Annotated in this window: 10 protein-coding genes; 2 read left to right on the top strand and 8 right to left on the bottom strand. The window is 62.6% G+C overall.

The features are described from left to right. Window positions 1-16: 16 nt before the first annotated feature. Entirely contained in the window at window positions 17-913 is an 897-nt protein-coding gene (locus tag Pan216_RS19295) for a glycosyltransferase family A protein (RefSeq protein ID WP_145260446.1), read from the bottom strand. A 289-nt stretch (window positions 914-1,202) separates the two neighbouring features. Between Pan216_RS19295 and Pan216_RS19300 the strand changes: the two genes are divergently transcribed. Together Pan216_RS19300 and Pan216_RS19305 are read left to right on the top strand one after the other, a co-directional pair. Beyond that, on the top strand, window positions 1,203-2,228 hold the full coding sequence (locus Pan216_RS19300) for a right-handed parallel beta-helix repeat-containing protein (protein ID WP_419192737.1): 1,026 nt from the start codon (window positions 1,203-1,205) through the stop codon (window positions 2,226-2,228). A gap of 204 nt (window positions 2,229-2,432) precedes the next feature. After that, complete coding sequence (locus Pan216_RS19305) at window positions 2,433-4,412, top strand: ATP-dependent DNA helicase (RefSeq protein ID WP_419192738.1); 1,980 nt, start codon at window positions 2,433-2,435, stop codon at window positions 4,410-4,412. A 252-nt stretch (window positions 4,413-4,664) separates the two neighbouring features. On the opposite strand, the gene lptE is transcribed toward Pan216_RS19305, so the two are convergent. From lptE to Pan216_RS19340, 7 genes are all read right to left on the bottom strand, one after another. After that, window positions 4,665-5,228, bottom strand: coding sequence for an LPS assembly lipoprotein LptE (lptE, locus tag Pan216_RS19310; RefSeq protein ID WP_145260450.1), 564 nt, complete (start codon window positions 5,226-5,228; stop codon window positions 4,665-4,667). 30 nt (window positions 5,229-5,258) lie between these two features. Next, complete coding sequence (locus Pan216_RS19315; protein WP_145260452.1) at window positions 5,259-6,851, bottom strand: hypothetical protein; 1,593 nt, start codon at window positions 6,849-6,851, stop codon at window positions 5,259-5,261. Between the two features lie 205 nt (window positions 6,852-7,056). Beyond that, a complete protein-coding gene (recO, locus tag Pan216_RS19320; protein ID WP_145260454.1) occupies window positions 7,057-7,803 on the bottom strand; it encodes a DNA repair protein RecO in 747 nt (248 codons plus the stop codon). A 203-nt stretch (window positions 7,804-8,006) separates the two neighbouring features. Next, window positions 8,007-9,290, bottom strand: a complete 1,284-nt coding sequence (locus Pan216_RS19325; RefSeq protein WP_145260456.1) for a hemolysin family protein — start codon at window positions 9,288-9,290, stop codon at window positions 8,007-8,009. 6 nt (window positions 9,291-9,296) lie between these two features. Next, entirely contained in the window at window positions 9,297-9,791 is a 495-nt protein-coding gene (gene ybeY / locus Pan216_RS19330) for an rRNA maturation RNase YbeY (protein ID WP_145260458.1), read from the bottom strand. An 81-nt stretch (window positions 9,792-9,872) separates the two neighbouring features. Beyond that, a complete protein-coding gene (locus Pan216_RS19335) occupies window positions 9,873-12,134 on the bottom strand; it encodes an HD family phosphohydrolase (protein ID WP_145260460.1) in 2,262 nt (753 codons plus the stop codon). 44 nt (window positions 12,135-12,178) lie between these two features. Next, entirely contained in the window at window positions 12,179-13,174 is a 996-nt protein-coding gene (locus Pan216_RS19340; RefSeq protein WP_145260462.1) for a PhoH family protein, read from the bottom strand. Between the last annotated feature and the right edge of the window lie 16 nt (window positions 13,175-13,190).

Genomic DNA, 13,190 nt, shown 5'->3' on the forward strand with positions numbered 1-13,190 from the left:
GTCGCTTGGGGAGTGGTCACGAAGCTCGTTTGAGATGGCGATCAAGCAAGTGGCGGGAACCGACGACGCCGCGAAGTAGCCAGTAGCGAAGACGGTGCTGGTCGAGCGTTGTGGCGCGGCGGAGGTGTTCGAGGGATCGTCCGGTGTTGCCGTTGCGCCAACATTCCTTTCCGACTTGGAACTCGCAGATCGCGCGAGCCTCGTCGACCACGCGATCGCCGAGTTGACGACGCAAGATCTCGTCGAGTCGTCCCAGCAATCGAGCGTGATCGACTGGATTGTCGCCGTGAGAGGAGAGCGTGTCGTGAGCGACGATAGCGACATCCTCGTGCACGCAGCCGAAGGAGGTTTCCATCGCCGTTCGGACGAGGAACTCCTGCCAGTCGTCGCGAACGGGATCGTCGCCGGCGAACGTCCGCTCCATGAGCGTGCGACGGCGCGTCACGAAGGTGGACGGGGAGATCACCAGATCGCGTTTCACGATCGACTCGAGCACATCCCCATGCGGCTGACACATCCCTTCGGAGGGCGTGAAGCAGCCTCCCTCGTGGCGGACGACCGATCGGCCGTAGGCGACTTCGAGGTTGGGGCGATGCTCGAAGAGGTTGAGCATGTTCACGTAGGCCGAGGGAAGCAACTCGTCGCGGGCATCCAGGAACGTGATCAGTTCGCCCCGGGCTCGCTGAATGCCCAACCATCGCGCTTCCGCGTCATCGGCGCCGAGAGCCTCGAGACAAACGATCTCGATGCCGCTATCGCAACCCTTGGTCAAGTCCGCGAAGGGAGCGTCGCCGTGGCGGGCGCATTCGATGACAATGACTTCTTTCGGGGGATACAATTGGCGCTGTACGCTGCGTAATGCCCGTCGCAACAGTTCCGGGGCATCTCGGTAAATGACAACGGTACTGAACATACGATCGTTGCTTGCCAATCACGCTGCGTCCGACAACGAGCCCGCCGAGCGAAAACGACGGTTGCCGAGCCGTGGGAGAAACGACGAACCCAACAGGGCAGTTCCACCACGAGCGGGCTTTCCGGAAGGTCGCATTCGGCGACGATCGGACGAGCCTGCCCGTCGTACCTAGGTTCGGCCTCTTTGGGCCTCCGGCTTCGGGCGAAATCGCCGAACAAGCGTGAAGGTTCACTTGCCAACGCCGGTTTAACCGGAAATGGGAACCAATCTGTGTGAATTGGGACGAATCATGACAATTGCGTTGATTGGGCTACTTTTGCTCGCGGCCTCGGACGAGACCCACGGGACGACGACCCAGGTGATCTACGTCAACAATCGCTCCGGCGACGACCGGTTCAACGGACGGTCTCCCGAGCGTCAGCCCAATGGCAGCGGCCCGCTCAAGTCGATCAACGCCGCGATTCGCCAATCGTCGCACGGCGGCCGCATCGTCGTCGTGCCGACCGACTCCCCCTACGACGAGCAGGTCGTCGTCCACGGAGCTAGGCTGCATGGATTCTCCTCGCAACCGCTCGTCATCGACGGGGGCGGCGCGACGATTTCCGGCCGACGCTCCTTTCACCCCGACTCGTGGGATCGCATCGCCCCCGGCTCCTTCGTCCGCCACGGGTCGCGCGATAGCTCCGGAACGCTCATCATCGACGGCAAGCTCCAGGAACCGGTTCCCAATCCGATCAACGGCGCGAAACCCGCGATCAATCCGGGAGAGCACGCCTTCTGGTTCGGGCGGTACTACCTCCGCCTCGAGCCCGAGACCGACATCTCCAAGCTCGATATCGACGAGTGCCGTCGCGGCGCGGGCATGGCGATCATCCACGCGTCGCACGTCACCGTTCGCAACTTCGCCTTTGACGGATTCGGCTTTGACGGCGCCCAGGTCTACGGACCCGCCGAGGCGGTCATCTTCAAGGACTGCAAGTTCCTCGACAACGCCGACTCGGGACTCACGGTTCGCAACGACGCCTCGGTCGTTCTCGACAACTGTCAGATCGCGGGGAACGGCGCCAGCGGACTGAACGTGCTGAACTTCTCCGACGTCGACTTGGCCGACTCCGCCTTCGAGGAGAATCTGGTCAATCGGTCGGTCGACGCGACCAGTCGAATCAAGGACCTCGGTGGTGAGTTCGACGCGAAGGCCGCCGCGAGCGCGGGTTCTCCGAAAAAGCCCCGAGCGAAGCCGTCGGCGCCGGCCGCGACGAGTCCTCCCGCCAAAGCCGCCCCCGTGAAACCAAAGGCCTCGTCACTCTTCGATTGACCGAGGAGCAAAGGCCTCGTCACTCTTCGATTGACCGAGGAGCAAAGGCCTCGTCACTCTTCGATTGACCGAGGAGCAAAGGCTCCCATCTCTTCCCGCCGGTGGGGATTCGCCACGGAATCCCCGAGTCTTCCACGCGATTCATTCTTAAAACAACGATTTGGCGAGGAATCCGCAGCCGGACGTGATGGGATCGCGAAGCGAATGATAACGGCCGAGGAGATGCTGGGACCAGGTGGACGCATCGCGCGTCGTCTGGAGAGCTACGAGCCCCGCTCCGAGCAGTTGGCGATGGCTACCGCCGTGGAGAAGGCGATCGCCGACGAGCGTCCGCTGATGGTCGAAGCCGGCACCGGGGTCGGCAAGAGCTTCGCCTATCTCGTCCCCGCCCTCGCCGCCGCGACGGCCAAAGATTCCAAACGCGTCGTTATCTCCACCAACACCATCAGCCTTCAAGAGCAGCTCATCAAGAAGGACATTCCGTTCCTTCGCAGCCTTTGGCCCGACGAGTTCTCCGCCGTGTTGGTCAAGGGCCGTTCCAACTACATCTCGCTCAGGCGGCTTCAGATCGCCAAGGAACGAGCGAGCGGACTGCTCTTCGAGGAAGAAGCCCACTTGCAGCTTCGTCAGATTGGCCAGTGGGCCGAGGACTCGCGCGACGGAAGCCTCAGCGACCTCGGCTTTCAGCCCCTGCCGACCGTCTGGGACGAAGTGCAAAGCGATCACGGCAACTGCCTGGGACGCTCTTGCCCCGAACACGAGCGGTGCTTCTACTACTCCGCCCGGCGACGCGTCTGGGGGGCCAATATCCTCGTCGTCAACCACAGCCTCTTCTTCAGCGACCTGGCCCTGCGTGAGCAAGGCGTCTCGATCCTCCCCGACTACAAGATCGCGATCTTCGACGAAGGTCACACGCTCGAGGAGTCCGCCGCGGGGCACATGGGCCTCACCATCACCAATCGCTCGATCGCCTACACGCTCAATCGCATCTACAACGAACGGACCCAAAAGGGGGTCGCGGTCCACTACGACTTCCCCGCGATCCGCGAGCTCTCCCAACGCGTCCGCTACGTGACCGAGGACTTCTTCAGCGCGATCGCCGAGTGGCTGCTGCGCTACGGTTCGCAGAACGGTCGCGTCCGCACCAAGGGAATCGTCGCCAACCAACTGACCGAACAGTTGCTCGAACTCGGGCGTGGGCTCGCGATGCAGGCCGACAGTATCGTCCGCGAGACCGAACGGATCGAGTTCGTCGCACTCTCCAATCGCTGCAAGGCGCTCGGCCAGTCGATCCAGTCGTGGCTCGAACAAGAGCTCGACGGCTTCGTCTACTGGCTGGAGTCTCGGTCGCGCGGCAATATCGCGATGGTGTGCGCCCCGGTCGATGTCGGCTCGCGACTGCACCAGCAGATCTGGACGAGCGTCCCGACCCCGATCGTCACCAGCGCGACCTTGGGCGCCGGCGGCAGTCAGGGACTCGCATTCATGCGCGATCGGCTCGGCTTTCTCGACGGCAACGAGCTCGAACTCGGCAGCCCATTCGACTACGAGCACCAAGCCCGGCTCGTCCTCGTCTCGCAGATGCCCGATCCCTCGAGCGAATCGGCCCGTTTCGAGGAAGAGTCGCTACGGCTGATCCGCTACTTCACCGAACGATCCGAGGGCAACGCGTTCGTCCTTTTCACGAGTCACCGCGCATTGCGAAGCGCCGCCGAGCAGCTTCGTGCTTGGTTCGCCCATCGGCGTTTGCCCCTCTTTTCGCAGTCCGACGGGATGCCGCGTGGCCGGATGCTCGAGGAATTTCGCCGGACGCCGGGAGCGGTCCTCTTCGGGACCGACAGCTTCTGGCAAGGGGTCGACGTTCCCGGCGACGCACTGCGTAGCGTGATCATCACGCGCCTCCCCTTCTCCGTTCCCGACCGACCGATCATCGAAGCTCGACTCGACGCGATCCGCGAACGGGGCGGCAATCCGTTTCGGGAGTATTCCCTTCCGGAAGCGGTGATCAAGTTCAAGCAGGGATTTGGTCGGCTGATCCGCACCAAGAGCGACAGCGGCGAAGTGGTCGTGCTCGACTCGCGGATCTTGACCAAGCAGTACGGGGGGCTCTTTCTCGACGCCTTGCCGGACTGTCCGCGAGAGATCGTCTCCCGCCAGCAACTAGGCGGTCGCGGCTCGTCGTGATCGCCTTCGATTCATCAAGATCCGTCTTGAGTAAGTATTGGGTGCCTCTTGGGTGCCATGCTCACGCGTCGCGTGGGCATGTTCGAAGGGATCACGCGTCGCGTGGGCATGTGGTACACGCTCGGCAACATCATCGTCGACCCTTCAGATACTGGCTGACAAGGAGCCAGTGGCACCCTTGAGGCAGTCGGGAAGAAGGGCGAGCGACGAGTCAACGAAGGCGAACCCGCCTCGACGCCAATGCCTTCGCCGTCACCACGGGTTCTGCATCAAGGTCACGATCTGGTCGGCGATGTTCTCGATCGCGATTTGATCGGCGGTCGCGTTCGATTGGGCGGTGTCGATGGCGAAGGCCCCGATCGCCTGGAGCGTCAACGACTGCGGCGCGTTGATCGTTCCCTCGGCGATGACGTTGCCGGTCGTGTTGTCGATCCACGTCACCTGGACCGTCACGTTCATCACGCCACCACGAGGATTGTCGAACGCATCCTCACCGTAGGGGCTCTTAAAGAAGGAGGTGATGCGACCCCGCAGGAGCGTGTCGGCATCCCCGGAGTCGACAACCTTGAACGGCGTTTGACTCTCGATCGACTGCATGACGCGCTCGGTGAGCGGGAACTCCAAGTCACGCCGCAGCCCATCCGACGTGAAGATCGGCACCGCGACGGTGCGGACGTTCTGCGGATAGAGTCCCCGGGTCGTGTAGCCGCAACCCGAGCACACCAGGAACGTGCCGGCGAGCAACAGCGACACCAGGGGCGCCCCTCGCCAGCAGTGGTTCATCGTTCGATCCGTGCGAGCCGTCATCATGCCCATCGGCAAGCGATTCCTTCCTGCACTCTCTGCTCAGAATCCGTCGAAGAGATTCGGCACCGACAGTCCCCGCGAGGGTTTGGCCGGCTCCGCCTTCTTCTCGTCGGCGGCGTTCTCGAGCACTTCCTCGGCCGCGGCCTCGGCGATGCTGCCCGGTTCCTGATCCGCCCGACGGGCCTCCGCGACCTCCTCCTTGGAGGAACCACCCGGAAGGATGGACGCCAAGCGTCCCATCATGCTCGGTCCCGGTTGGCTCGCTTCGCCCTCGATCCGGGCGATCTCGGTTCGGGCCCGCTCCCCCCAGTCGGTGGTGCGGTACTTGTCGTTGACGAGGTGGTAGTAGTAAAGGGCCGAGACCGGCTTGCCCATCCGCTCGTACTGCTGAGCGGTCACGAACTCGCGTTTGGCCAGTTCCAGTTCGATGGCGCGTAGGTCACGTTCCAAGCGATCGCGTTGTTCGGCGGTCAGCTCGAGCGACCGCGTCAGGGCCGCTTTCGTCAACCGGTGGGCGTCCTTGAGGTCGGCCCCGTCGTAGTCCGGACCGGCATAGTTGAGCATGTACGACTTGGCCCCGAGGGCCGCCGCGCGAACGGCGTGCTCGCTCTTGGGTTGGTCGGTCAGCACCTGCTCGTAGTAGGTCGCCGCGATGAAGTAGTCCTCGTTAACGAACGAGTGATTCGCCGCCCACATGACCGCGTCGTCGGTCTGGGGACCGAACGGATCGTACTGCTGTACCGCCTCGATCGCCTCGAGCGCCCGTCCCTCGGTATCGAGGAAGGGCCGGCTGCGATCGAAGAAGTTGACCGTTCGGGAGAACTTGTTGCGGGCGGGCTTCTTTCCCTGCGCGACCAGTCGCGAGTCCTCGAGCCAGGTGTACGAGATGTCCGAGAGACGCTGGACCGCCAACGGCAAGTGGCGGGTCGTCGGGAACTTGGTCAGAAGCGCGACGTAGGTGTCCTGGGCCTTGGGCAACCGCTTGCGAGCGTACTCGGACTCGGCCCGCATGAAGAGGGCGTCCTCCTCGATCGGCGTATCCTTGTACTTCTTGGCGATCGCCTTGAACTTGCCCGCGGCGCTGGAGAACTTCTTGTCGCGGAAGAGTTGTTCGGCCTCGGCATACTCGGCGCGAGGGTTGTCGTCATCATCGCCGCCGAAGAACCAGTACTTGCCGCCGGAGTCGCGTTCGATGGTCTGCACGTTCGACTTGCTCTTCGAGGAGCGTCCCGGAATCCAGCCGAGGTAGCGTCCGACGCCTTTGGCGACCCGGTTGTCGTTCTCCCGGACCGAAGCACCGTGACGACGTCGGTGGCTGTTGAAGGCACGCTCGGCGCCGGGGACATCCTCCGCGTCGAAGACGGGCTCTTGCTCGATCTCGACCGCTTCGCCGGCGACTTCGTCGATCGATTCCTGGGCGAGCTTCTCCTCGGATTCGTCGGAGATGCTCGGCTCGGCGCCGGGATCATCGACCTCCTTCTCGTCGGCATCGCCCTTGCCCATCATGCGGCTGACGAAACCGAACAGGCGGTCCTCCCGCTCGATGTCGGTCTTTCCCGCCCCTTGTTGGCGGTCTCGACCCGTTTTGCCCGCCAACGCCAACGAGGGCGTCACGATCAACGATGCGACCAACAGGCACAGTCCCCACCTCCTCGCGGAGGAAGAAGAATCCACATGCCCACCACGGCGCAACAGTACGACGGCCAACTTCACGATTGAAACTCCCCGTGCCCTGCGTCCGACTCGTCGGAGGGCGTTCCTTCGCCCCGAAAGTCCTCTCGGGATCCCCCGCGAGAACCGCTCTGGTCTCTTCTCGATCGGCCGAATGCCCCCACCTTCATGAGGCGTCGAGCATCGCGACCATCTTCGGCATCCGTCCCAAGTGCGTGGCGACCGTCGCGAGGAGCAGACGCCACATCTCGTCCCGACCGCGTTGACTCGGTACCAGACGCTCGGCGGCTTCCGTCTCCCCCGAATACACCCGCAACGCCTGAACCGTCGCCCCTTGAATCGTCATGCAGCCGCTTCGATTCCTCGCCTCGTCGGGATGGACGAGTCCTCCCGCGGCCACGCTGTAAGCCATGCGTTCCGACAGTCCCACTTCCGCGCCCGAGATCGAGCAGTGAGTCAGAATCGGAGCGTATCCCAGTTCCTTCAGCAGCTTGAGCTGGAACCGGATCAGCGTGAGTTGCCGATCCTCCCCCTGCCCGAGCCGCCGCAAGGTTTCCACGCTCGAGTCGTACAAGACCGGGTGCGCGTCGTGGCGCCCCGTCAGCCCATTGAGCACTTCCGCGATGAAGTAACCCGCGTAAAGTGCCCCGAGGTTCCGACGGAGTCCGTCGAAACGCTCCAAGAGCTTCGCTTCGGTCAAGAGATCCAACTCAGCGGTGGTTTTGCGTCGAACGCATATACGACAGACGGAAAGTAGGTCAAGAGCAACCTCGAAACTGCTCTTGAGACGACGAGCCCCCTTCGCCATCACGCTCAGCTTGCCGAGATCGCGGGAAAAGAGGGTCACGACCTTGCTGGTTTCGCTAAAGTCGACCGAACGGATCACGAACGCATCGGTCTGATCGCTGATCATGGCGTGTCAACCGGGAAAGAAGTGGATGCATGCCTCGGGGCGTTGTCCCCGAGGGAGAAGGAAACCGAACACGAGTGTCCCCGTTGGTTCACTCACTGCCTAGTGGTCTGTTCCAACTCGAAGTGGTGTTGGTGTGCCCCCAACCCTTCGGCACTGGCTGACCAGCAGCCATTGGCACCCTAACACTTCGATGGACCAGTGCACTAGCCGGTCGGTTGGGAGCGTTTGACCTTGCCGTCCTCGGTGATGCGTTCGACGCGGACGCGCCGGATCATTCGGCGGCGGATTTCCAGGACGGTGAAGACCGCCTGCGTGTTGCGAACCGATTCCCCCTTGATGGGAACGTGGCCCAGCAACTCGAGCACGTAACCACCGAGGGTGTCGAAGTCCTGGTCCTCGGGGATGTTCACTTCGAGGATCTCGTTGACCTCGTCGACATGCAAACTCGCGTCGATCTCGAGCACGTCGTCGCTGATTCGGTGGACGCTGGGAATCTCGGCGGGATCGTACTCGTCGGCGATCTCGCCCACGATCTCCTCGAGGATGTCCTCGATCGTCACCAAGCCGGCGACGCCACCATACTCATCGTGCACGATCGCCAGATGCAGCCGCTCGCGCTGGAACTCTCGCAAGAGCAGATCGACTTGCTTGGTCTCCTGGACGTAAGCGGGCTGACGCAACTCGAGCGAGTCGATCCGCTGCGACTTGGCCCCTTCATCGGAGAGATGCGGCAGGAGGTCCTTGGCGTGGATGATCCCGACGATGTCGTCGCGACTGGCCCCAAAGACTGGAATTCGGGAGTGCCCCTTCTCCGAGATGAGCTGCCGCGCCTCCTCGATCGTCCCCGACTGTGGCAGCATCACCATCGACGTCCGCGGCGTCATGACTTCCGAGACCGCCAACTCGTGCAGCTCGATCAAACCCTCGATCATGTCCGCGGCGTTCTCGGCGAGTACCATCCCGTCGCGTTCCCCCTCGTTGACGACGGTGAGGATCTCCTCGTGCAGCGGCGTGATCGTTTCATCGTTGACGCCGCCGAACCAGCGGCACAAGCGATCGCACAGCCGCCCCGTCACGACGATCGGCCACATCATCAAGCGACACGCCGTCAGCGCGGGCCAGGCGTGGTAGACGATGCGTTCCGCGTAGAGCTCCCCCAGCGGCCGCGCCAACAGAAGGTCGAACGTGACGAAGGCGAGCCAAAGACCGAACATACCGACGATCAATAACCAACCGGCTTGGATATCGCCTTCCAAGGACATGTCGACCAAGAGCAAGGCGCCTCCCGCGAGGAAGAGCCAGGTCCAGGAATAGATCGCCATGACCGTTTCGTCGTCGAGCGCGAGAATGGTGCTGAACCGCTCGAGGTTGCGATCGGCACAGTATCGCTCCAAGCGAGCTCTCGAAAAATGATGAAGGGCGAACGCCGAGAGTCGCAAGGCGACGATGGCAATGATGAGTACGACAAGCAAGATCAGGTTGGCCATGCGTCCTTATTCCGGGAGGGAATGATGTCCCTTGTTGTTCGTCGGCAGCGACGACGAGCGAGACCCGTCGCGACCGGTCTTTTCATGATAGGCGTGGAGCAACGACTGTTGCCGTTCGCTCATGGCCGCCGCGTCCGATTCCTCGTGATCGTCGTAGCCGCACAAGTGCAAGATACCGTGGACGACGTAGAGGCCCAGTTCCATGAACGCGGACCAATCGTAGTCCTCCGACGAGCGACGGGCGTAGTCGGTGTTGACGACCAGTTCGCCGTGAAGCGGCTCGCCCGGCTCCGAGAGCGGAAAGGTGATCACGTCGGTCGGAAAATCGTGCTCAAGGTAGCGCCGGTTGAGATCCCAACTCTCTTGGTCTCCCACCAGCGCGATGCTGATTTCCGCCGCCGAGACCTCCTGGGCCTCCAAGACGTGCTGAGCCAGTCCGACAAACCACTGGTCATCGACGCCAAGCGAATCTTGACGATCGGCGATATCGACGTTGATCATCCGCCTCTCTCGTGTCGGCGCGGCGATCGAATCGACACGTTCGCCCCTCTGTGCTACTCAATGCCCTTCCTTGCCGGAAGGTTAACTCGCATTCCGATCGCGATCGGGATACTTGATCCGTCCATGGTACACCGCGATGAGGGACTTGGTGAGACTGTCCTCAATCATTTTCACTTCTTCGAGCGTCAACCCCGACTCGCTGAGTTGCCCATCGAGCAACCGTTTGAGGGCCAAACTGTGGACCAGCTTCTCGATCCGCGCGGGGGTCGGTTCGCTCAGGGCCCGGCTCGCGCTCTCGACGCAGTCCGAAAGCATGAGCACCGCTGCCTCTTTGTGCTGCGGCTTCGGCCCCGGATAGCGGAACGAGGACTCCTCGACGGTCTCGTCGGCGGTGTCGGACGCCTGCATCTCCCGAGTCGCTTCATGATAGAAGTAATCGACGAGCGTGGTGCCGTGATGTTGCTCGATCATGTCAAGAATGGGCTGCGGCAAATGGTGCTGCCGACCGAGGTCGGCGCCGTCCTTGACGTGGCCGATGATGATCAGCGTGCTCATCGCGGGCGCGAGCTGATCGTGGCGGTTGCGTTCGTCGGCCTGTTTGTTCTCGATGAAGTACTGCGGCTTGAGCATCTTGCCGACATCGTGGAACATCGCCCCGACGCGGACCAACAGCGAGTTGCACCCGATCTTCTTCGCGGCGGTCTCGGCGATGATCGAGACCGTCACGCTGTGATTGTAGGTGCCGGGAGCCCGCTGCACGAGTTGCTGCAAGAGCGGATGGCTCGTGTCGGCCAGTTCGATCAAACTGATGTCGGTGACGATGCCGAAGACCGACTCGATGAAGGGCAGACTGCCCGTCATCAAGAACCCGGCGATCAGTCCGCAACCGAACCGCCGCGCCGCGTCTTCGAGCATCAACGGCCAGGGCTGGTTGACCAGCAAGTCCATCGACACCGAGAGTAGCGCGTAGGAGATCCCCGCGATGAAGCCGACCTTGATCAGCTTCGTCCGCGAACGGACCGAGTCGAGGGCGAGAATACCCGCCGAGGTCCCGCCGACCATGACGACGAACTGCGTCATCGGATGACTGACCGTCACCGAAACCAGCAGCGACAGCGAGAATCCGACGACGAGCGCCAGCCCCCGGTTGTACGCGATCGCGAGCAAGAGTGACGTCACCGCGATCGGTAGGATCTCTCCTTCGTACGGGGCGGTGCTTAGGAGTCTGGCGAAGAGGACCGTCGACATGAAGAGCCCGCACAAGAGCGCCAACCGACTCGGCTCGCGGATGATCCGCTCTTCGTAGCTCCAAAGGTAGAACGCGGTCGTCACCACCAGCGCCAGGACAATGAGTATCTGGCCGAGGAAGTGCAACGCCTTGCGGTAGATCGACGTCGTCCGCATGAACTCGACATGCTCGGCCCGCAGGAACCGAAGCTGCACGTCGTTGATCGTCGCTCCCTGCGGCACCACCAGGTAGCCCTTGGGATACTCGTCGAGCACCTCCGGCACGCCCTCGCGGGCACGCTTGGCGGCATCATCGGTGCGGGCCGCGTCGTAGACCAAGTTCGCGTTGAGCGTCGGGACGATAAGGTTGAACAGCGTGTCGGCGATGTCGCCGTTGTCGCTGGGCCACTCCTCTTCGAGCAGCTTGTGCAGTCGGCCGTCGGGCTTGATCCACTCCTGCTTGAGCACATCCTTGCGATTGATGAAAGAGGTACGCTCGGAGTTGTCGACGCTGAACCGATGCACGGAGATCACCGTCGCGTTGCGTTTGCCCTCGGGGGGAAGTGTCGTCTCGTCGAGCACCCCTTCACTCAGGAAAGGCTCGAAGACCTTGTCGAGCTTCATCTCGACGTTGAACAGCGCGTGCCGATCGGGCACGAGGGTGCGGAGGCTCTTGAACTGATCGAGGCCGAGGTTCCATTCCGACCGCTCCGCCCCGAGCTTCTCGTAGTCCGACTGCGACGCGACCGCATCGAGCAACTCGAAGAGCTCTTCCTTCAGGTCGATGTAGGGGGTCGGGTTGAGAATGAACTCGAGCGCCGTCTCGCTGGCGGCCGCCTCGCGTTCGTTGCGGGTCTTCGTCTCGTTGGCGATCTTCAGACCGGTCTTGAGGCGGATCTCGCGTTCGGCGCGATCGCCGGCGCGGAAGGGGAATGGGATTCCGCCGTAGCTCACCAACACCGACGTCCCAACGACGGTCAGCGCGCCGATGAGTAGCTGGAGCAAATACTTGCTCAAGCCACGCTCGGGACGTGAATTCGTCTTCTTGAGACGCGATGACTCCCCGCGACTGGTCGGGCGACGCTTGCGTCCGAAGGAGAAAAGGCGACCTAACATCACTCGGGTCCCGAGCGCGACGCGCTCCCTGGACCCAATGGCTCCTATTGGCCTTGAGGCTCCGGCCCGGGCGACTCGGAACCTTCCGAATCCCCTTCCGTCAACTCATAGGCGTTCACGATTGCCTGGACCAAGGGGTGACGGACGATGTCCCCCTTGTCCATTCGCACCAGCGCGACCCCATCGAGCGTTCCTAGACGATGCACCGCGTCGGAGAGACCGTTGGTCGTCCCCATCGGCAGGTCAACTTGGGTCACGTCCCCCGTGACGACCGCTTTGGACTCGTTGCCGAGCCGCGTGAGGAACATTTTCATCTGGGGAATCGTCGAGTTCTGGGCCTCGTCGAGAATCACGAACGACTCGTTGAGCGTTCGTCCCCTCATGAATGCTAGTGGCACGACCTCGACCACCTCATTATCGAGGTAGGAACGCACCTGGTGGAAGTCCAGCATATCCCGCAGCGCATCGAGTAGCGGCCGCAAGTAGGGATGGACCTTCGCCTCCATGTCGCCGGGGAGAAACCCGAGCTTCTCGCCCGCCTCCACTGCCGGTCGCGCCAGGATGATCCGCTTGATCTGCCCTTGGTGCAGCGCCTCGAGGGCCGCCGCGACCGCGAGGAACGACTTTCCCGTTCCGGCCGGGCCGATGCAGAAGGTCAGATCGTGTTCGCGCATCGCCTCGATGAACTGACTCTGCCCCGCGGTACGGGCCCAAAGGCGTCGCATCGGGCCGACGATCTCGCGCGCCGCCGGCTTGCGGTTGCTCCCGGAAGCCCCTTCGGCATAGACCGCGCTGCTCAAATAGAACCGCAGATCGTCGACGGAGAGATGTCGAGTCCGCTTGTAGCGGGAGCGCATCTGGTCGAAGATCTTTCGAGCCAGATCTACTTGCTCCTCGGTCCCGTGCAAACTGATCGTCTCGCCGCGGGCGACGACCTTGACCCCGAGCGCTTCTCGCAGCAGCCGCAAATGGGCATCGCCGTTGCCCAAGAGCGCCAGCGCCTCGTCACGTTCGATGTTGTCGAGTGTTAGTTGTGCCATGCTCTCGTTGGGTGTG

Origin of the sequence: Kolteria novifilia, from assembly GCA_007748055.1 — a bacterium.
In the GTDB taxonomy this organism is placed as follows: Bacteria; Planctomycetota; Planctomycetia; order Kolteriales; family Kolteriaceae; genus Kolteria; species Kolteria novifilia.